The sequence below is a fragment of the Bradyrhizobium yuanmingense genome, from assembly GCF_900094575.1.
Lineage (GTDB): Bacteria > Pseudomonadota > Alphaproteobacteria > Rhizobiales > Xanthobacteraceae > Bradyrhizobium > Bradyrhizobium yuanmingense.
The window spans coordinates 14,734-34,767 of record NZ_FMAE01000018.1; the positions used below are offsets into that span (position 1 = coordinate 14,734).

General features: G+C 59.0%; 23 protein-coding genes. 12 read left to right on the forward strand and 11 right to left on the reverse strand.

What is annotated here, in order from left to right:
- Positions 1 to 66 precede the first annotated feature (66 nt).
- The 6 genes from sctV to GA0061099_RS35030 form a co-directional block, all read right to left on the reverse strand.
- Entirely contained in the window at positions 67 to 2,157 is a 2,091-nt protein-coding gene (gene sctV / locus GA0061099_RS35005) for a type III secretion system export apparatus subunit SctV (RefSeq protein WP_036031133.1), read from the reverse strand.
- 9 nt (positions 2,158 to 2,166) lie between these two features.
- Complete coding sequence (locus tag GA0061099_RS35010) at positions 2,167 to 2,595, reverse strand: tetratricopeptide repeat protein (RefSeq protein WP_036031136.1); 429 nt, start codon at positions 2,593 to 2,595, stop codon at positions 2,167 to 2,169.
- 2 nt (positions 2,596 to 2,597) lie between these two features.
- On the reverse strand, positions 2,598 to 3,134 hold the full coding sequence (locus GA0061099_RS35015; RefSeq protein ID WP_036031139.1) for a hypothetical protein: 537 nt from the start codon (positions 3,132 to 3,134) through the stop codon (positions 2,598 to 2,600).
- A gap of 33 nt (positions 3,135 to 3,167) precedes the next feature.
- Positions 3,168 to 4,061 (reverse strand): SctD/MshK family protein, encoded by an 894-nt coding sequence (locus GA0061099_RS35020; protein WP_036031142.1) that lies wholly within the window; start codon positions 4,059 to 4,061, stop codon positions 3,168 to 3,170.
- Positions 4,062 to 4,176: 115 nt separating this feature from the next.
- On the reverse strand, positions 4,177 to 4,368 hold the full coding sequence (locus GA0061099_RS35025) for a hypothetical protein (RefSeq protein WP_036014847.1): 192 nt from the start codon (positions 4,366 to 4,368) through the stop codon (positions 4,177 to 4,179).
- Between the two features lie 42 nt (positions 4,369 to 4,410).
- The gene (locus tag GA0061099_RS35030) at positions 4,411 to 4,719 is read right to left on the reverse strand and encodes a hypothetical protein (protein WP_036031147.1); all 309 of its coding nucleotides are present in this window, start codon (positions 4,717 to 4,719) and stop codon (positions 4,411 to 4,413) included.
- Positions 4,720 to 5,641: 922 nt separating this feature from the next.
- Between GA0061099_RS35030 and GA0061099_RS35040 the strand changes: the two genes are divergently transcribed.
- Positions 5,642 to 7,087, forward strand: coding sequence for a DUF1521 domain-containing protein (locus GA0061099_RS35040; protein ID WP_036031150.1), 1,446 nt, complete (start codon positions 5,642 to 5,644; stop codon positions 7,085 to 7,087).
- 660 nt (positions 7,088 to 7,747) lie between these two features.
- On the opposite strand, the gene GA0061099_RS42345 is transcribed toward GA0061099_RS35040, so the two are convergent.
- From GA0061099_RS42345 to GA0061099_RS35055, 4 genes are all read right to left on the reverse strand, one after another.
- Positions 7,748 to 8,173 (reverse strand): hypothetical protein, encoded by a 426-nt coding sequence (locus GA0061099_RS42345; protein ID WP_225114932.1) that lies wholly within the window; start codon positions 8,171 to 8,173, stop codon positions 7,748 to 7,750.
- Positions 8,174 to 8,963: 790 nt separating this feature from the next.
- A complete protein-coding gene (locus GA0061099_RS41585; RefSeq protein ID WP_162130866.1) occupies positions 8,964 to 9,230 on the reverse strand; it encodes a hypothetical protein in 267 nt (88 codons plus the stop codon).
- Between the two features lie 206 nt (positions 9,231 to 9,436).
- Positions 9,437 to 9,829 (reverse strand): hypothetical protein, encoded by a 393-nt coding sequence (locus GA0061099_RS35050; RefSeq protein ID WP_225114931.1) that lies wholly within the window; start codon positions 9,827 to 9,829, stop codon positions 9,437 to 9,439.
- Positions 9,830 to 10,134: 305 nt separating this feature from the next.
- Positions 10,135 to 10,830 carry a secretin N-terminal domain-containing protein gene (locus GA0061099_RS35055; protein ID WP_193375220.1) on the reverse strand — a complete coding sequence of 232 codons (696 nt, stop codon included), beginning with the start codon at positions 10,828 to 10,830 and terminating at the stop codon, positions 10,135 to 10,137.
- A 187-nt stretch (positions 10,831 to 11,017) separates the two neighbouring features.
- Here GA0061099_RS35055 and GA0061099_RS40645 point away from each other — a divergent pair, with 187 nt between their 5' ends.
- From GA0061099_RS40645 to GA0061099_RS35110, 11 genes are read left to right on the forward strand one after another with little or no spacing between them, the layout of a single operon-like run.
- Entirely contained in the window at positions 11,018 to 11,518 is a 501-nt protein-coding gene (locus tag GA0061099_RS40645) for a nodulation protein NolB (protein WP_167361695.1), read from the forward strand.
- An 8-nt stretch (positions 11,519 to 11,526) separates the two neighbouring features.
- A complete protein-coding gene (gene sctJ, locus GA0061099_RS35065; RefSeq protein WP_036031168.1) occupies positions 11,527 to 12,387 on the forward strand; it encodes a type III secretion system inner membrane ring lipoprotein SctJ in 861 nt (286 codons plus the stop codon).
- An 11-nt stretch (positions 12,388 to 12,398) separates the two neighbouring features.
- Positions 12,399 to 13,031, forward strand: coding sequence for a nodulation protein NolU (locus GA0061099_RS35070; RefSeq protein ID WP_074448323.1), 633 nt, complete (start codon positions 12,399 to 12,401; stop codon positions 13,029 to 13,031).
- On the forward strand, positions 13,028 to 13,648 hold the full coding sequence (gene sctL, locus GA0061099_RS35075) for a type III secretion system stator protein SctL (protein WP_036031175.1): 621 nt from the start codon (positions 13,028 to 13,030) through the stop codon (positions 13,646 to 13,648). The genes GA0061099_RS35070 and sctL overlap by 4 nt, the downstream gene beginning before the upstream one ends.
- Positions 13,645 to 15,000 carry a type III secretion system ATPase SctN gene (gene sctN / locus GA0061099_RS35080; RefSeq protein ID WP_036014832.1) on the forward strand — a complete coding sequence of 452 codons (1,356 nt, stop codon included), beginning with the start codon at positions 13,645 to 13,647 and terminating at the stop codon, positions 14,998 to 15,000. The genes sctL and sctN overlap by 4 nt, the downstream gene beginning before the upstream one ends.
- Positions 14,976 to 15,512 (forward strand): hypothetical protein, encoded by a 537-nt coding sequence (locus GA0061099_RS35085; protein ID WP_036031177.1) that lies wholly within the window; start codon positions 14,976 to 14,978, stop codon positions 15,510 to 15,512. Before sctN ends, GA0061099_RS35085 begins: the two co-directional genes overlap by 25 nt.
- Positions 15,509 to 16,630, forward strand: a complete 1,122-nt coding sequence (sctQ, locus tag GA0061099_RS35090) for a type III secretion system cytoplasmic ring protein SctQ (RefSeq protein ID WP_036031180.1) — start codon at positions 15,509 to 15,511, stop codon at positions 16,628 to 16,630. The genes GA0061099_RS35085 and sctQ overlap by 4 nt, the downstream gene beginning before the upstream one ends.
- On the forward strand, positions 16,623 to 17,288 hold the full coding sequence (gene sctR, locus GA0061099_RS35095) for a type III secretion system export apparatus subunit SctR (protein ID WP_036014825.1): 666 nt from the start codon (positions 16,623 to 16,625) through the stop codon (positions 17,286 to 17,288). Before sctQ ends, sctR begins: the two co-directional genes overlap by 8 nt.
- A gap of 2 nt (positions 17,289 to 17,290) precedes the next feature.
- The gene (locus GA0061099_RS35100) at positions 17,291 to 17,566 is read left to right on the forward strand and encodes an EscS/YscS/HrcS family type III secretion system export apparatus protein (protein WP_036014823.1); all 276 of its coding nucleotides are present in this window, start codon (positions 17,291 to 17,293) and stop codon (positions 17,564 to 17,566) included.
- Between the two features lie 10 nt (positions 17,567 to 17,576).
- Positions 17,577 to 18,398 carry a type III secretion system export apparatus subunit SctT gene (gene sctT, locus GA0061099_RS35105; RefSeq protein ID WP_036031183.1) on the forward strand — a complete coding sequence of 274 codons (822 nt, stop codon included), beginning with the start codon at positions 17,577 to 17,579 and terminating at the stop codon, positions 18,396 to 18,398.
- On the forward strand, positions 18,395 to 19,432 hold the full coding sequence (locus GA0061099_RS35110) for an EscU/YscU/HrcU family type III secretion system export apparatus switch protein (RefSeq protein ID WP_036031186.1): 1,038 nt from the start codon (positions 18,395 to 18,397) through the stop codon (positions 19,430 to 19,432). Before sctT ends, GA0061099_RS35110 begins: the two co-directional genes overlap by 4 nt.
- A 271-nt stretch (positions 19,433 to 19,703) precedes the next feature.
- Here the strand turns inward: GA0061099_RS35110 and GA0061099_RS35120 are convergent.
- On the reverse strand, positions 19,704 to 20,034 hold a 331-nt coding region (locus GA0061099_RS35120), incomplete at its 5' end, for an IS5/IS1182 family transposase (protein WP_074448276.1).

The following is a 20,034-nucleotide window of genomic DNA, read 5'->3' on the forward strand; positions in this document are numbered from 1 at the left end:
CAAATACCGGCGGCACCTGATTCTATTTGATCTCATAGGTTAGTCACGAGGAAGCGCTGCCCATTCTTAGTTTGCAGCTGTGAGAAGCGAGGAAGGCGCCTTGGGAAGCTTGACGGATCCAATCGGTTGGACCGTGAAGTCGGCGGCGAGATCTTGATACGATAGAACAGGCAGGTCGATCCCGTTGCGCGTGAGAAAACCGCGTACGAAACGCCGGATATCCATCGACCCAAGGACGACAGGCTGGCTCTTACTTTGCGCGATGGTCGCATGGATCTGACGAAATTGTGCAAGCAGCTTTTCGCTCTGCCATTCATCCAAAACGAGGTATGGGCCGACGGCCGTTTCCCGTACTGCGCCGCGGATGATTTCCTCGCTCTCACGCTCGATGATAAAGGCGACCACGACGCGATGGGCGTTCGCATACCGAAAGCAGATTTGCCGCTTTAAGGTAGCACGAACGTATTCGGTGAGCAGGACGGCGTTTTGCTCGCGTTCGCTCCATTCTGCCAATGCCTCCAGGAGCAAGCGGGTATTGCGGATTGGAATGCCTTCATCGAGCAATCGGCGCAGGACCTCGGCGATCCGGGGGACGGTGGCCGTACGCAGCACCTCCTTCACCAGGTCAGGATATTCCTGCTCCATCCGGGCGAGCAATTGGCGGGTTTCCTGGATACCCACCAGGCGCTGTGCATAGCGTGTCAATGTGGAATGGAGACGTAAGGCAAGAACTTCGCTCAGCCGATGATATCCGATTCCGGCGGCCTTGAGGGCCGCTGCATGCCGTTCTTCGATCCAGACCCGATTCGTTTCCGGGTCTTGCTGAAAGGGGATGCCGCTCAACTCGATGTTGGCCACATCGTCGTTGAGCGCCAGGTGCCCGGGATTGATCACATCGCGCTCAACTGGCACACTATCGACATCCACCCTGAATTGCGACGAGGACAAGCTCTCGCCGATCTGGGCCGGGATGCGCGGAATGGTGATGCCAAGGTCCGCCGAGACGAGCCTTGAAACACGCGAAATGCTCTCTTCCAGCTCGTCTTTGTCGATCGAATCCGTCAGGTTCGGTGCAAGGAACAACGCGATCGGAAGTGCTTCCGCATGCACCGGCTGCTTCTGGGCCGCTGCGGGTGCCGGCGCCGAAGCAGCGACGCTAGCTCCTATTTTAGCGGCAGGCTTGTCGCCTTTGCCGACCTTGACGAAGCTTGCCGCAGCGAACAGGACGGCCAGCACGAAAAACGGGGGCAAAGGAAAGCCGGGAACGAGCCCCATGAATACCAAGACGCAGGCGGCTAGCCTAAGCGCCTGCGTACTTGCGGTAAGTTGGTGAACGATATCGGCGCCGAGTTTGAGCTTGGAGGGCCCGTTGACGCGCGTGACAATGGTCGCAGCGGTAATTGACAGCAGCAACGCCGGAATCTGCGAAATGAGCGCATCACCGATCGTCAAAAGCGTATATTGATGCAGCGCGTCATCGAGCGACATACCTTTTGAGAGCAGACCGATGCTGATTCCGCCCAGCATATTGATGCAGATCACGATTAGCCCGGCGATCGCGTCTCCCTTAACGAACTTCATGGCACCATCCATCGCGCCATGAAGTTGACTCTCTTGCTCCAAGGCGGCACGTCGGCGACGTGCTTCGTGCTGATCGATGTGGCTGTTGCGCAGTTCCGCATCGATCGCCATCTGTTTGCCTGGTAGCGCGTCAAGGGTGAAGCGCGCAGACACCTCTGCGACGCGTTCGGCACCCTTGGCAAGAACCATGAATTGCACCATGGTCACGATCAAGAATATGACGATTCCGACCGCGATATTCCCTGAAATGACGAAGTCGCCGAATGTGTGAATGATGCTGCCGGCGTCGCCCTCGGCAAGGATCAGCCGCGTTGTTGCTATCGTTAGCGCCAGTCGGAATACGGTGGAGATCAGGATGACGCCCGGTAAGGACGAAAAATCAAGCGGTGTGGTGAGATAGAGGGCAACCATCAGCAGCAATATGGCAAACCCAAGATTGAAGCCGATCAGCATGTCGATCACGATGATTGGGATTGGCATGATCATCATGCCGATCGCCAGAAGCAGCATCAAGGCAACCATGAAATCCGGGTGGGCCGGAGCGCGCACGATGAAGTCACGCAAGACGTTGGCCATGATAGATCCCTATTGCTTTTTGATGAGGGCCCTGCCCGCGCGCAGTGACACATAGCGCTGGAAGACCTCGCGAGCCTCGGGCATGCGGCCAGCGTGACGCAGGGCGTGGCTGCGCAACAGGGTCATCGGTATGCGGGAAGAGGGTTGCGTATCGAGTGCGTCCAGCCGGTCCAACACGTGGAGTGCTTCGTCGCCAAGGCCCTCGGAGATTAGCGTGTAAGCTAGGATGCGGAGTAAACCGACGTCGTTGGAATGCTCGCGAGCTGCAATTCGCAACAGAGCCAGACTCTGTGCGCTCTGCCCGCACGCGAGATGTACATACGAGAGCGCACAAAGCAGGTCGCGCTCCGGCCCGGAGATCGACAGAATATCGCCGGATTTGGAGACTTCTGGCTCCAGGGGAGCGGGCACATGCTGCAATCCATCAGGATCGGCCATGGCTAGCCCTTGATTAAGCTGTTTTGATTTTGCCGGAGCATTAATAGCCGCTGTAGTTCCTGCTGCAGGATTGCCAAACATTCTCGCGCCGTTTTGTCATTCGGCGTCGCCTCCAACGTTCGCGTCAAGCGCTCCAGAAGAACACCATGCTTGTCGGCGCGCAGTACGTCCGGATGACGGAGGCGTGGAACGACGAAGGAGAGTAGTCCGCGGGACAGATTGGGACCATAGAGCGAAGCCAATACCGCGCGCGGATCTAGCTCATTTGCCCCTGCTTCGCTTTCGAATAGAGTGACGCGCTGGATGGCGCCGACGGAGTTGACCTCGAGCGCCGCTTCGCTCGCACCATCAATTGGCAGATCATGCGTAACCGCATCCCGCCACGACGCGCGCTTCGTGCCGCTATCCGCATGGACGCCTCCGACTTCGAGTTTATCACCTCGCGAGGGAGGCGAGCCGATGACCGGTGCGTGCTGGCCCGCATCTAATCCCTGCGATGAGGTGCCGGGCCCTACAGAGTGCTGGGGCAGCCTAGCCATCGCCTTCTCCTTCTTTCTTGCAGGGTAGAGACTTTAATATGGCAAAGCAGCAGATCGGCCGTTGCGACTGAGCAGAACACGTCCATCCTCAATTCGATCAACGGTCCATCCATTACTTAAGAGCGCGCCGACGAAATACTTCTGTCCGGCAATAAGCAGATAAGGTTCGCTTCCGCGCCAGACGGCTTGGACAGCAATCGAAGACGGCATCTTCTCCTCTTTCACCGTGACAGCATTCACAAGGGTCGTGGTACCGTTGGTTTGGCGATCGAACCATTGCTGGATTTCTTTCCATTTTGCGACGAGGTTCGGCGCAATTGTGCCTTCCGCGGTCACAACGCCGGGGCCGCGCCCGATCTTAACGTCAAGAAGGCCCGCTCGTTCGATTTCTTGCCGCAGCGATACGGCCATTTCATCAGCAGCTCTCGGATCGAAATGATCGACGGTTGGCTTAGTGGCAATCTCGACGGCGCGCGACGACTGGGTACTTGGCACCACCGCCCTATCGCCGGGGGAGAGGATAATTGAGACGGTGCCGATCACGACAGAGCTGAGCAGAACCAGGCTGAGTGCGATGATCGAGCTGCGAGAGCGCTTGCTCGAAGCAACTGGCTGGACATCCTCTGTCGACCAGCGGATGGACATCGCACCAGCATGAATGACCGCGGGTAGGGGCACTCTGACGCTCTCACCTGAAGTGATGCTCGCGAGGCCGTCTATGCTGATATTGGCGGCGAGCGCCTCGACTTCAATCGAATCGCGCTGCGCGATGATCCGAAGGTGATGCGGTTCAAGCCCTTGTTCAACGAAGATCATGTCGGCATCGAGGCCGCTGCCAACAATGCTTTCGCCGCCCGCTGCCTTTCCCTTGAGCCCGGTATAGAGCCCCGAAAGCACCTCGAACTCGAGCGAAACAGAGTCGTTCACGATAACCTCCTGAATAACGAGAGAAGCCGTACGGCAGTGCCGTACGGCTCATCCAGATTTCGTCATTCACAGCGCGGCGACGGTAGCAACGCGGTGAGCCACCCGTCTTGCAGAACTACTGAACGCGCTCGTCGGCGACCTTCTTCTCGGACGAGAGTTCGGTCGTGATTCGACGCATTGCCACGGCCTGGGCCTGAACTTTCTGGCTAACACGCTCGAATTCAGCCATCTGGTTCTGGAAGCCCGTATCGCCCGTCGGCTGGGCACCAGCAGCGCCGCCATTTCCGCCAACATTGTCAACTGCCATGTCTACTTACCTTTCTGTTAGGATAACCTTGGTTCTGACTTGTTACGAGTTGTGGGCCGGCGAGATGATCGCAGGAATCGAAAGGAACATGGGCGTACCGCCGAGCGTGCTGAGCCCAAGGTTCAGCTCCGGGCTCTTGCTGAGAGTATCTGACTTGGGTTGTACCTCGCTCTTGTCGCCGGCGTCTTTGTCGTCTGCGGCCTTATAGTGGTTACCCTCGTCGGGCACCGAGGTGTGGACCACCTTGTCAAAGACCTTGTCCACGGTCCCGCCCAGTGCCGAACCAATGGCCGCTCCGGCAGGACCGCCAAGGTATCCGCCGGCAGCGCTTCCGATCATTTCTCCGATCATCGCATTCTCCTATCCTCGTCTTGTTGCGCTCAATAGACGACTGCTCGCCTAGATTTCAGCGGCCTCATGCTAGGGGCGCTAGCTTTCGAAAAGCTGACGAGCCTCATGTTGAGGCGAGTGGGTTGATCTTTTGCGGCAGCCTTGCATCTGCTCGCAATCACCGGCTCGCCCGGGCGTTCCCAGCCCCGCCTATAATCGGCTTGGCTCAAGGCCGGGTTGGATGGTGCTTAGCTGCGCGTTCAGGAATGAGTTTACCTTGCGGACCCTGCACAGGCGCGTGGCCTGCCGGATAGAGCGCGGAAGCGGGATAAGGTCATAGAGTTGTGCGGGTCTCAGTCCGCGCTTGACTCGCTTGGCTAACATGGGCGGCTTGCGAAAAATCAGGTTCCGTGAAGATCCTAATGCCGGAGAGACTGGTGCGCGCGCGTGCTCAACCGATCGATCGCTGCTCGCAGATGATGTGCACGACCGGCGGGAGCGCTGATTGCGCGGGGAGGATGAGATGACTGGTTGATGACCGGCAGACGTGGCGTATCGCGAAGACATAGGGGCACATCTGGTACCAGACGATTCTTGCGGACAGGTGCGTTGAAGCTTGCGATACAGCTTAGCGAAGGATGCGTCTCGCACATGCGATCGATGTCAAAGTGCGTGCGGCTTCGCTCGCTCATCGTCGTCAGCTTTTCGACAGGTATTCGGGCTACAGTCTTTGTGAGTTAAATGCGGTGATGTGATCGTGCGGTTACCGTGGTGCGGCGAGAGGAAGATCTCATTAGGGCTGGTGGTTCTGGCAAGAGAAGCAGTCGTTCGTTCGGATGAGCTAATGGTGCGTTCTCATGCAAATCGAAGCTGCGTACCTTGGTTGACTATGCGTAGCGCTCGCAGTTTTACAGATTTCGTCTATGCAACAGGAGTAAACTAAATGCCGTATCTTCCCGTGGCCGGTCTTCCGGTGGTGGGCGCGCCCGACTCGATGAATGGAGTGGTGCCAGAAGGCGCGGTTGTCACTCCCGCCTTCAACGCCTTGTTGGGACAGTATGCTCCGGCGAGCTACCAGTACCTACCGGTGGCCTCACCAGCCCTCGTCAGTTCGGTCGCCGTTCCCGTCGTCGTGACGCCAGCCGTCGTTACGACCCAGGCGTACATGATGGCGCCTCCTCCTCCCACCATGCTGATGAGCCAGCTGAATCAAAATTCTGAGCCTGCTGTGGATCCGGTGTGGACGCATGAGGTCAAGGATGGCAAGGCCACGATCAACCTTGGGGACAAGTACACGATTACGGCCAATGAAAAGGATGGCACCTGGACAGTTCGCAACAACCAGACTGGTCATGTCACGGTAATTCATGGCGATCCCCACGTTGATGCCGACGGAGACGGCAAAGATGACTTCGATTTCAAGAAGGATATGACGTTTCAGCTCGACGACGGCACGAAAATTACTGTCAATAACGTCGACTACGGTAATGGTGAGGCCATCTCTTCAAAGCTTACCATTACGAACGGCCATAACGCGATGGTTGTCGAGGGGCTCGGCGACGACAAGGATGGCAAAAACAATCTAAGGGTGACGCAGTCCAATGCTGGTATGACGCTTGACGAGCTGACGTCCGATGGTGCCCAAACGATCCATGAGAGTGGCCAAGGCTGGGTCGATGGGGCCGGACGCGCGGTGAATCAGGCGAGCATCGATGCAGGCGAACAAGGGCGCGGGCCTGGTAACTACCAGTATGCAAGCGCAGCGCCTGCCTCTACCGCCCCCGTCTTCTTCGTTCCTCCGCCGCCGCCGCCTCTTGCGATGGTGCCTGTTGCGGTCGCCCAGGCACCGACGCAGTCGTCTCAGCCGGCGCCAGTCTGGTCGCATGAGGTCAGGGGCAGCAGGGCCGAGATCAAGCTTGGTGATAAGTATTCGATGCTGGTGGACGAACGTGACGGAACGGTGCTCATTCGCAACAATCAAACGGGCAAGATCACAGCGATCCACGGCGACCCCCACGTCGATGCCGACGGTGACGGCAAGATCGATTTTGACTTCAAAAAGAACATGACCTTCCAGCTCGACGACGGCACGAAAATTACCATCGACACCGTTGATATCGGCAACGGCAAAACGATGGCATCGAAGCTGACCATTACCAACGGCGACAATGCCATGGTCGTCGAAGGTCTTGGAGACCGCTTCGACGGTAAGAACAACCTTAAGGTGACGCAGTCAAATGCGGGCCGTACGCTTGATCAGCTGACTTCGGATGGAGCCCAGACGATTTATGAACAACCAGGCTCGGGCTGGGTCGATCGGTCTGGACGCCAGGTTAACCAGGCGATCATCGACAGCAATGAGAATCCAGGCACACCGTCGGACGCTTGAGTTGGCCGCAAGCCTGGCGAAGCGTTCTCAGCTTGTGGGTAAGTCACTGAAGCGGGCGTTAGCGCCCGCTTTTCGTGTTCGGCGAGGCAGATGAAGATAGTAGGTGCGGCGGCGTATCGATCTGGATCGCCGCTCTCATCTCGCGATCGGGGCTGTCTAAGCTTGGGCGCCAATCGTACCGACAGACCCGCCATGACCTCACTGATCAGGTACCCGCAACATTTTTCGATGCTGGTCTCAGCGGTCCAGGAGCTGTGCTGGTATGCGCGCAGCGAGCGCCAAAGCTGCCGACTTTATGATCTCAGAGGGTCTCTCTGACGCCCAATTTCGCGGGCGGCTCCAGAACCGATCCAGGACAGCCACCTGACCGAATTGATCATCAATGGGGAAGCGGTTGGTTCCGCTTGAAACCTGCTGACTGAAAAGCACTCGATGAATCCGCATCGAAGAGTGTGGCGTATGCCCGCCTAGCTAGACGCTGCGGCGTCTTCCGAGAGTTCCCAGTGCGATCGGATTGCGACCGGCCGCACCGCCAACCTGGAGGACCACCTAAGACGCGTCTAGCGGCTGGTTTGCCAAGTCGGCTGCTTCGCCCGGTCGTTCTCGGTTCGGCTTGCCTTCCGAAGAGTCTTCCCTGTGCGCGTCTGATAATACGGGCCTTCACCCATCATCTAGCTCGCTCATAGCGTCATCCATATCTGACTGGGAATCGCTTATGACCTGGGTGGCGACGGCAACCAGAGCCTTTTCGAAGGCTCGCTGCAACAATGCTGCGGGCGAGTTGTCGCCGCCGTTCGCGGCGTTGTCGGTGTTTGTGCCAGCTTCTGGCGCCGTTGCTGCGATATCGGCTGTGCCTGTGTCCATGTCATAAAACCCAGATAGCGGCGGCGCCGCGAGATGACCTATTCCCGCCGTTCTAGCAGGGACAGCTTGCAAGAAGCTGACGAAGAGTGAGGCTGGATTAATGCTGTGATTCCTGCGCTCAGTGATCTCGGGTGGCTCCGCGCCTTTGGAGTTTGATGCGCAAAGGACGGTGCCGGTTCGAATCATTCGGCCGCTGTTGTCTCCAGGAACATCGGCGCGCATCGGTCCGGCTCCAGGCGCGACTGAGGGCCAGTGGATCGGATGGGCATCTGCGCTCGGCTGCCGTAGAGAGCTGGCCTCTGTCTCACGATACGAGCTAAAAAGCTATCGACGGAGGTGCGCCTTGCCCGGCTTCTGAAACAGGCCATCGCGTGCAAGTGGCTGCTTTGGCCCGGCTGCAAAAAGGAGATGAGAGACCTTGGGGTGCCGAACAGAGTTTTCGCGGATCAATCCGTCGATCTCTGATGATCATGCTTTGGATGATCCGCGGGCATACGTCACTGAGAGCTGTTATCAGCAGGCCGTTACCGCCGGATGCTAGAGTCCTCGTTTTGCGAATGATCAATCGTTCGCCAAGGAACGGCGGACAAGCGGCAGAGCAAGCACTTCGATGTTGAAGGTGCTCAGGGGGGCGGTCATACCCTGACTCTCCTGATCCGGAACGCCCTTACCCTCATCTCGACGGCATGAACGTCTCGCGGTGCTCTTAAATCGCACCGTACTCGCGGGTCCGGCGCGCCAGACCTGATTTCGCAGCTAAATTGCGATGTTCTTCTCCGCGGGCCATTGTGTTCTCAGCGAACCATTGAGAACTGTTTCACGCATTCGGCTCGCGCGGTCTTTGATTTGGCCGCTACCCCTCGCGAGCTGGTCTGGCACTTAGGAGTGGCCGGAAAAGAGAAGGGTGGCCGCGAATACCCGCCGGCAAGCTCGCCTCTCACCAGGTGTCCTGCGATCTCTGAGTCTTTGTCGGCCCCGCGGAGATCGCCCTTCCGTTGCACGGCTGCAGCCGTTAGGGGATGGGCGGATCTTCCGCATCTAGAGGTTGGTCTTGCCCTTCCTCTTCAGGCCAAAGGGTCGGATCTAGCGAAGGTGTGAGACGAATGAAGTCCTCCTCTCTCCATTCGGCCGTATGAGGCACGCCGAGAATGGCGAAAACTGTTGTCGGGTTGTCTTTGCTTGGCTTCACTCCGCTGCGCTCCAGCATGTCCATCTGAGCGCCGGTGGCTGTTTGAGGCGTAAACACCCAATAGTCCTTGGCGAGATGTCCGTCCCACATACGGAACTCGGAAAGTTCTGGCGGAGCTGCGGAAGACCCAGGTTGGGCCGGTCCCGCCTGCAATGGCCGGGCATGGGAGGGGCCGGCGTGCGACGGCTCACCCTGAAAAGGGGCGGTGTGCGATGGTCCTGCATGCGATGGGCCCGCTTGTGGCTCACTGTGCCGTGGCTCGGCATCAGACGGGTCGACATCCAGATTCTGCCATATCAGATCTTGATCGAAGCCGGGATGTTCCTCGATCGCCTGAGCGATGGTCTGCGGCGAGAGATGCTGCCGGCCGTTTTCCGGCTCAGGCGCGGCGACAGCCGCAGGCGCGGCATTAGATTATCCTGCCAACCCGAGTCTGGCGAATGGGGATGCGCTAAATCTTCGTAAGGCGGATACAGGTGTCCGGTATCAAAGTATGGAGAGTAGGGATGGCCCGCGTCCAGATAGGGTGAATAAGCCTCGCCCTGCAGCAGTGGATGGGCGACGCCCTGCGCCAAAGCGGGAGCCTGTGCGTCGCTGAGCTGCCGGTCGAATTCGGTTGCATCTGAAGCCTTCCGTGCTGCGTCGGGCTCCGGGCTCGTATTCGCCGGGGCGACTGCATTGAAATCCACCCTGTTCCTCCTTCCAACTGATGACGCGCATCGAGTTCCGCGAAGCCTCGGCTAGCTCGGAAGCACACGTGCGGAGGCCCACATTGATTTTTAATACTCGCGCCGCCTGCAAAGACAGCACTACCTAATTTCCCTTGAGCGCCTGGTCTCTGATCCCTCTATCAGGGTTGCCCCAAGCAAGGCAGCCGTCCAGACCTCGCAGGCTCATGCTGGGGACCGTAGCTTTCGAAAAGCTGACGATCGGATGAATATAGGCGTACGCCGGACGGACCGACTTTGCTCGGAGCGGTTTTGCATCTTCGACCTCACTTCTGGCCTGGACCGGTTTCGCGCAAAGTGCCCTCATGGTGCGGCGTTTCGGGAGAACCTTCCGGCCGCCCGTCTCGCAAGACCGTGCTCGAGGAACCGCGAAACAACATCAAAACCGACTCGCGTTGTGGCCTCTCGGCTGCGACGGGGCCGCGCCGGGCCTGCGCTTCCGCCACAAGGCCTTTAAGGGTCTGGTCCACCAGCGCAACAAATCGGGGTGGGCCAGAAGCAAGGATGAGGCCCTCTCCCGGAGCCGGTTTCACGATATAGCGCTCATCTGAGATGTTGAGCGCGTCGAGCGCGGAGGTGAACGCATCGAAGCTGATCGGGTTCAATACGATGAGCCGGCTTTGCGCCTCGTGGGCGGCGGAGATGTAAAGGACGAGCCCGTCGTAATACCACTGAAGATTGTACAGGTTAGTCAAACGATCAAGGAATTCTCGTGGCGGCAGGTCCGGCATTCGTCCGCGAATCCGGCCCTTGACCTCGGCGCTGACATTGACCCTGATATTGAGATTGTTGCCGAACTCCTGCAGCGCCGCAGGAAGATCCTGATCGAGAACAGTGTAGCTATAAGGGGCGGACGGCAGCGAAAGGGATGCAGCAGACGAGCGCATTATCCCGATACAGACAAAAACGCCGGCACAAAAAATTCTTTCTAGAATATGTACGATCGTGGATCGCGCGAGCATTCCCGGACGCCTTCCGCTCATCATCATCAAGTTGGAGTTTGGTCCTAGCTTGAAAGCGAAAAGTGATCTTTAGATGACGTAGTCAGACCGATCTCCGTCAGGTTTTCGTCAGCTCGCCAGCCTATGAACTTGATCGGTTCATCGGTTAACGCCTAGGTCTCACCACACGAGCACAATGACTCATTCCATGTTGTTAGGCGCAACGCCGATCTCTCCCAGTCCTGCCGACTGTCTTTCCAGTGCCTGCTCGCCCGCAGCTGCTGGCGAGCAGGCGGGCTTTGAGCAGTCCCTAGCGCAAGTATCTGCAAATCAGGGATCTGCTCTCCCGCCTGCGGATCGGCCCGTAGCGGCTTCGCCGATATTGGAGGTCCAGCGCACGAATGTGCTGGCAAGTCCGCCGGGTGACCGAATCCTCCAAACCCTTTCCAGTATGTACCAGGGCCGCGCCGTTCCTCCGGCGGTTGCGTCGGCTGCCGTGACTAATGTACAGCCTGGACCGGCTACGCAGCCGCTTTTGCAGATGGATAACGTCGGTGCACATGCGGATGTTAAACCGGTTGGAGCCGATTTTGAGTCGATGATGACGAATCTGCGAGACGTATACAGGGACGTTATTCAGGTTTCCCTCGTCTCTAAGGGCACCAGCGCTGTCAGCTCGTCGCTAAACAAGCTGCTATCGGCCGGCTGAATAAGCTGATGACTGGCGATATGAAGAGGGCTAGCTGTGGCGGCCGTCAATCGTGGCGGCGGCTTCGCGTGTGTCTCGCGATGCCCCTTCTCCTCTCGCTGATCGGCTGTAAGGCTGATCTCTACACCAAAATTCAGGAGCGCGAGGCTAATGAGATGCTCGCGCTTCTCCTTAGCAAGGGCGTTGATGCTGTCCGTGTTGTCGCCAAGGACGGGACCAGTACAATCCAGGTCGAGGAAAAGCAGCTCGCTTATTCGATTGACCTGCTAAATGTCGAAGGGTTGCCGCGCCAATCCTTCAAGAATCTCGGCGAGGTGTTCAAGGGATCGGGCCTCGTTGCCTCGCCGATCGAGGAGCGGGCACGTTACGTTTATGCTCTAAGCGAAGAATTGTCGCGCACGATCAGCGATATAGATGGCGTCCTTTCAGCGCGCGTCCACGTCGTTCTGCCGAAGAACGACTTGTTGCGACAAGATGCGACCCCGTCCTCCGCCTCGGTCTTCATTCGCCATGGCTCCAGCGCGAAGCTCTCGGCACTGTTGCCGCAGATCAAGATGCTCGTCGCAAACAGCATTGAAGGCCTGTCCTATGACAAGGTCGCGGTCGTCTTCGTGCCGGTCGAGCGCGCTCCAATCGAGCAGTCTGCCGCGCCGGTAGTTCCTGCGGCTCAGTCAGCAAGAGCGGGCTCAGCCCCGTTACTTGCGCTTGCTGTGGGAGGCGCCGGAGCGCTATTCGGCATCGTATCTTGCGTATTGCTGGGCCCGCGCATGCGTCAGTTTGGACGATCATCGCGCAAGCTGAGCGTGTTTGGCTCGCGTGTGTCTGCTGAGCAGGAGTCGGACAAAAAGTTGATTGCTGATGCGACATAGTCTGGACGCTCATGTCGGCATCAATGTCATCCACAAAACCCAATCGTTCGTTCACGCTCCCAGCCGATCGGCTGCGCGAGCTTGCTGCCTCGGTCGATCCCGGTCGTTTTGCTGGGCTTCTTGACCCGCTGCTTTCGCCTTCCACGTTGGCTCGGCTACAGCAGAGTTCCAGGCTGCAGCCAAGGCTCGCCGAACTGCTGCTGGGCGGCAAGGTCGAGGTGAGCTGCGCCGACTGGAACGAAGATGCTCTCCTGGGGCATGAGCCGCGGCGGGCTGCGCTGCTCGCGGGCAGCATCTGGCATGCACGCTCTATCCTCAAGCTGGTTTCCAGGCACGATCTGCCGATATTGGTGGAGTTGATCGGTGCCGAAGCGCATGCTTTCGCAGTCCGGCATTTATCCAGTGCCGTCGCAACGATCCCGATCGTCGATCCAGAGCAATTGTCGCGACAGATCGAATATGACGGGCACGCTTGTCTCGGCGCCTGGCTCGAAGAGACTTCATCGCTTGGTCGTATCCGCGTGCTTCTACGCTTGCCTGTTGGGACGGCCGCCGAGAGTCCAACTGCTGAACACCGTAGCGCAGCAGGCCCCCTGCTTTCCCTCGTCATGGCGCATTTGCGTGCAGAGGCTGCCGGAGCATGACGGCCGATGATCCCGCATCACCCGCGGCCCCGCAGATTCGGCCACTTGGACCGCTGATCCCAGCTGCGCAGCTTGAGATCTGGCACGATGCCGTACGGGCGCGAGCCGCTGCCGAGCGGCATCTGCAGCGGGTTCGCGGGTGGGCACGCCAGGCTTATGAGCGGGAACGGGCGCGGGGCCGCGCCGAGGGTGCAAAGGCTGGCGCAGAGGAAATGGCGCGGCTGATTGCGCAGGCGACTTGTGAACTGGCCCAGCGCAAGGCGGCTCTGGAGCGGGAATTGCCGCAACTGGTCTTCGAGATCGTTCGCGATCTGCTTGGCGCGTTTGACCCCGGTGAGCTGCTGGTCCACGGCGTTCGTCATGCGATCGAGCAAAGATATAAGAACACGGAGGTTTGCCTCCACGTCTCCCCACTGAAGGCCGACCTGCTAGCCAGTGAGTTCAAGGACTATGACGGACTTGAGGGCCGGCCGAAGGTCAGGATTGAGGCGGATCCGGCGCTGAGTGCGGACCAATGTGTCTTGTGGAGCGAGTTTGGCAATGTCGATCTTGGACTTGCCGCGCAGCTGCGCGCGCTGCGTCTCGGGTTTGGCTTGTCAGAGGAAGCTGAATCGTGACCGGGCAACGAGCGACCCATGATGCCGAGGCCGCAGAAGGAAGTGTAGAGGCCGCACTCTCGTCCTTGAGATCTTCCGCCAGGCACATCGATACACGCGCCGTCCGCGGCCGGATCACGCGGGCGGTGGGCACGCTGCTGCACGCCGTCTTGCCGGAGGCCCGGGTCGGAGAGCTATGCCTATTGCAGGATCCTCGTAGCGGATGGTCGCTCGAGGCGGAGGTGATCGGCCTGTTGCCGGACGGGGTGTTACTCACGCCCATCGGGGACATGGTGGGGCTGTCCAATCGTGCGGAGGTGGTGACGACCGGGCGAATGCAGGAAGTGGCTGTCGGCCCCGGTTTGCTCGGCCGCGTCATCGACAGTTTTGGCCGACCGCTCGACGGCAAGGGCCCGATAAAAGCCGGCGAAGCCAGACCGCTGCGCGGCAGGGCGCCCAATCCGATGAAACGGCGCGGAATTGAACAGCCGTTCCCGCTAGGCGTTCGTGTCCTGGATGGCCTTCTGACATGTGGAGAAGGTCAGCGGATCGGAATCTATGGTGATGCGGGTTGCGGCAAGTCGACGCTGATGTCGCAAATCGTAAGAGGCGCGGCGGCCGACGTCACCATCGTTGCGCTGATCGGTGAGCGCGGTCGAGAGGTGCGTGAATTCATCGAACGTCATCTTGGCGAAGCCCTTCACCGTTCCGTCGTTGTGGTGGAGACCTCCGACCGTTCGGCGATGGAGCGGGCCCAATGCGCCCACATGGCGACAGCACTGGCGGAATATTTTCGTGATCAGGGCCTTCGCGTCGTTTTGATGATGGATTCTTTGACGCGCTTTAGCCGCGCCATGCGTGAAATCGGCCTCGCCGCAGGAGAGCCGCCGACCCGGCGCGGATTTCCGCCCTCCGTTTTTGCGCTGTTGCCGGGCTTGTTGGAGCGCGCCGGCATGGGCGAGCATGGCTCCATTACGGCCTTCTATACGGTGCTTGTCGAGGGTGATGGCACGGGCGATCCAATAGCGGAAGAATCACGCGGCATCCTTGATGGCCACATTATTCTGTCCCGCGCGCTGGCCTCTCGAGAGCATTTTCCGGCTATCGATGTGCTGTCTAGCCGCAGCCGTGTCATGGATGCGATCGTGTCGGTGCCGCATCGCAAGGCCGCATCCTTCTTCCGTGATCTGCTCTCACGCTACGCTGAGGCCGAGTTCTTGATCAAGGTCGGTGAATACAAGCAAGGTTCTGATCCGTTGACCGATCGAGCAATCGCCTCGATCGAGCAGCTGCGGGCCTTTTTGCGCCAGGGGCAGGGTGAGGCGTGCAGCTTTGAGGAGACGGTCGCATGGATATCGCGTCTGACGGCCTAAGTCCCGTTCACGCCTCAAAGCTGCGGCTGGTAAAGGACATGCGGGAACGAAGCGCCCTTCGTGAATTGTCCAACATGGAAGCCAAGCGCCACCTCGCGATTCAAGCTGTCCAACAAGCGTGCGAGCATCTTGCACATGCCGAAGAGCGCCGCGCAAAGGTCGAGGCGGAGCTCTATCGGGAGATGCTAGCGGCCGATACGATATCTGTATGCGAACTGCAGCGACGCTATCATCTCATCATCGGGCGACTCACAGACGAGATCACAGCGGCGCAGTGCTTTCTTGACAAGGCCCGTGCTGCCCAAGAGCAAGCTGAGGCTGCGGCTCTTGAGGCCCGAGCCGTTTGGACCAAGCGTTCAGCGGCGAGCCAGAAATGGCGTGAGATCGATCACGACGTTCGGCGCATCACGAATGCACATTTCGAGGCTGCCGCCGAAATCGAAGCCGATGATGAAGTCTTGCTCCGCTACCGGCGAGGCCGATCAGGGCAGACGGGAGGTGAGCCAACATGATTGCAGATCCTCTCCCGCGCGAGCTAGGGGCCTGCGACGCGGAAGCCGCATCCGCGCCATATCGGCCGGCTGAACGCGCAGCCTTCACGCCGACGCTGATCCTCTCGCACGCCGTGACCTCGTGGCTTAACGAGATCGCAGCGTTGCGTGCGCCTCTGCAAACCCTCCTCGGCGAGAAGCCGCTATCTGTGCGGGTGAGCCGAACCGTCTGGCAGGCGGAGCCGGCTGCGACGTCGATGCTTGATTGCGTCTTCGAAGTAAATGGTGAAACCCTGATCCTGTCCTTGCCAGTTGCGCTTGCGGAAGCGCTGATTGGGACCTTGCAGGATGGCCTTACCTTACCTTCTGAGCCGACGCGTTCGCTGGTCCTGGAACTTGCGCTGGAACCCTTGCTGGCTCCGCTGGAAAGAATGACGCAGCGCAATCTGCAGCTTGTTCGCACCGAGGAAGCGCCGAATACGAGGCCTTATCTTGAATTTGACGTCGCCTTTGGTGAGCTCGCCAGCAAGGCGCGGCTGCTTCTATTCTCGCCGCTTGACGGTCCCGTTCCGCCGGCCTTCACCGCCCTCGGCGAGCTGCTCGGCCGATCACCGCGACAGACGGCCAAGCTGCCTTCCGAACTCCCGGTCATCGTTGCAGGCCAAGTCGGTTCGCTTCGCGTCGCGATCGGCGTTCTTCGCCGAGCAGAGCAAGGCGACGCGCTGCTCCCGGACGTAATTCCACTCGCGCGAGGACAGATCATTCTCGCTGCAGACCGATTGTGGGCCCCTGCAGAGATTGGCGGCGACAGGCTGGTGCTGCGAGGACCATTCCGCTTGCGATCCCACCCCCTAACGAGTGAAGATATAATGCCCCAAAACCAGGTGCAACAGCAGCCTCCGTCAGAGGCGGATATCGACAGCATCGAGATCACACTCATATTCGAATGTGGCCGCTGGCCGATGCCCTTGGGAACCTTGCGAACCCTCAACGAAGGCCACGTGTTCGAACTTGGCCGGCCTCTAGATGGGCCGGTTGATATCCTTGCCAACGGCCAACGTATCGGCCAGGGCGACATCGTGCGGATCGGGGACGAGCTGGCCGTCAGGCTGCGCGGCAGGTTGGCGCTTAATGACTGAGGTTCAACCCAGCATCCTTGCGCTTCTTGCGATTACCGTCGGCCTTGGCCTGCTGGCCTTTGCTGTCGTGACAACGACCGCCTTTATCAAGGTCTCCGTTGTTCTCTTCCTCGTGCGCAATGCGCTGGGGACTCAATCGATACCGCCGAACATCGTCCTCTACGGAGCGGCACTGATCCTGACCGTCTTCATCAGCGCTCCGGTCTTCGAGCAGACCTATAACCGCCTTACCGATCCGCAACTTCGCTACCAAAGTTTCGATGACTGGGTGACGGCCGCCAAGGAGGGACAGGAGCCGCTCCGAGCTCATCTGAAGAAATTCACTAATGAAGAGCAACGCCGCTTCTTCCTGTCCTCAACGGAACACGTCTGGTCGGAGGACATGCGCGGCAGCGTCACGGCAGATGATTTTGCGATTCTCGTGCCGTCGTTTTTGATCTCTGAACTCAAGCGTGGATTCGAAATCGGTTTTCTTCTCTATCTTCCCTTCATCACGATCGATCTCATTGTAACGACGATTTTGATGGCCATGGGTATGTCGATGGTATCCCCCACGGTGATATCTGTCCCCTTCAAGCTCTTTTTGTTCGTCACGATCGACGGCTGGTCACGTCTCATGCACGGGCTGGTATTAAGCTACACGACCCCAGGAGGTTGACCATGAACGAAGCCAGTATCCTTACGCACCTGAGTCAATCGCTCGTGCTCTTCATGATCTGGGTTCTGCCGCCGCTGCTCGCAGCTCTCATCTCTGGACTGATCATTGGCCTCATCCAGGCGGCAACTCAGCTCCAGGATCAAACCTTGCCACTGACAGTCAAGCTTCTGGTTGTTGTAGCCGTGCTCGCCGGGTTTTCTCCCGTGCTCAGCGCTCCTCTGATCGACCAGGCCGAGCACATCTTCAGCGAGTTTCCAGCACTCACCGCAAGATATTAGCAGAGCTTGGATGGCTGGCCTGTCACCCGCGGAGGCGCAAGCTCTCGTACAGGGCACGATCGAGCTCGTCGCCGCAACCGGCCTGAGTGCGGCCCGCGCCCTCGGCATCATGCTGGTGCTTCCGGTCTTCACCCGGCCGCGCATCAGCGGTCTGGTTCGGGGAAGCCTTACGATTGCGATCGGTCTACCGTGCCTCGCTCAGATCAAGCTCGGTCTGCAGACCCTGGACCCGAACACGCGCCTAGTCAGCGTTACCATGCTTGGCCTGAAGGAGGTGTTCGTCGGTCTTATGCTCGGCATCCTGCTCAGTATTCCACTATGGAGCATACAGGCAGTCGGCGACATCATCGATACTCAACGAGGAATTTCGAGCCAAGTTGCGGGGGAGGATCCCGCGACGCACAGCCAAGCGTCCGGGACCGGGCTTTTTCTCGGCGTTACGGCAGTTACGATCTTCGTACTGGTCGGCGGGCTGCAGACCATGGTGAGCGGCCTTTATGGCAGCTACCTAGTGTGGCCTGTCTATCAGTTTCTGCCTGCCGTGACAGCGCAGGGTGCAATGGAATGTCTGGCCCTTCTCGATCGCATCATGATGACGACCTTGTTAGTTGCCGGGCCGGTGCTGGCCCTGCTGCTGCTGGTCGATGTCTCGGTCATGATACTCGGCCGTTTTGCATCTCAGCTCAAGCTGAACGATCTCTCCCCAATGATCAAGAATCTTGCATTCGGGGTCATCATGGTTAGCTACGCCGTCTATCTGCTTGAATACGCCGGAGCTGAAATCCTGACCTCGAACAGCATGCTTGAGTATCTGAAGAAGCTGTTGAAATGAGCTCTACAAGTGAGGAGAAAAAGCTTCCTCCGACGCCCAAGAAGCTGCGTGATGCCCGCAAGAAGGGGCAGAGCGCCCGCAGCTCGGATCTGGTGAGCGGCGTCAGCGCCTGTGCCGGTTTCGGCTGTCTGTGGTGGCGAGCGGGTGCGATCAAGGACAAGTGGCAAGAGACGGTCCAACTGGTCGATAAACTGCAGGAGCAGCCGTTCACAAACGCAGTGCCACAAGCGCTCAGCGGCTTGCTAGAACTTTCGATTGCCACCGTCGCTCCGTTGCTCGCTGCTGCCGTCACAGCAGCTCTTCTCGCCAATGTCCTGGCCAATGGCGGCTTTATGTTTGCTTCGGAGCCGCTCAAGCCGAAGCTCGAGAAACTGGATCCAATCAAAGGCTTGAAACGCATCGCCTCGAAACGTTCGGCCATCGAGCTTGGCAAGACACTGGCTAAAGTGGTTTTGCTTAGTGCGACTTTCTTTCTCACGGTGACCGCCAGCTGGAAAGCGCTGGTGTACCTGCCAGTCTGCGGGATGAGCTGTTTTGGCTTCGTTTTCACCGAGGTTAAATTGCTGACTGGGATTGCCGCTGGAGCTTTTCTGGTCGGCGGATTGGCTGACCTCCTAATCCAGCGCTGGCTATTTATGCAGGACATGCGCATGACTGAAACGGAGGCCAAGCGGGAGAACAAGGAACAGCAGGGCAATCCGCAGGTGAAGCGTGAGCACCGGCGTCTGCGGCAAGAGTCGGCCAACGAGGCTCCGGTCGGCGTCAGTCGAGCCACGTTGATATTGCGGGGATCGGCAACGTTGATTGGGCTGCGCTATGTTCGCGGCGAGACCGGCGTGCCGGTCTTGGTCTGCCGTGGCGAGGGCGAAGCTGCTTCACAGCTGCTTGGTGAGGCGCGCGCGCTGCGCCTCAACATTGTGGATGACGATGTCCTGACGCGTCAGCTGCTCGGCAAAGCAAAGCTCGGCAACCCCGTTCCCTCGCAATATTTCGAGTCGGTCGCAAAAGCACTCTATGCGGCGGGGCTAGTCTAGATCATCCTGTCCTGACGCTGCGATCTGCAGAGTGCGCCCAATGGACGCTGGGATCTTGCGCGACGGGCCGATAGGCTCGCCCAGATAGCCTCTGGGCCACGGGCTCGCCGACCGGATCACTGGATCAGCTGCGGCGCCAAGCGCAACAACTTGTTCGCCGATTTCGAGTGCTTTCCGCGCCTGCACCCTCGAGGACGTCGACTTGTACCGTAGCTACAGGGGGTGCCACTCGGATGACGCGGTACTGCTGATCATGAACTAGGGCTCGGACTCAATTGATCCAATAGGCAACGATGGCGGCGAGATGGACGGCAGCCAAGAAGTTCGTGGCTAGTTTGTCGTAGCGAGTTGCGACACGCCTGAAATCCTTGAGGCGGCAGAAACAGCGCTCGATGACGTTGCGCCCCTTGTAGGCGCGTTTGCTGAAGCTGTGGAGAGTGACCCTGTTGGATTTGTTTGGAATGACGGGCTTGGCACCACGATCGACGATTTCGGCTCGAAAGCCATCGCCGTCGTACCCTTTGTCGCCAATGAGGGCAGACATGGGTGGCGCGAGTTCCAAAAGGGCTGGCGCTGCGGCAATATCAGCGTCCTGGCCTGGA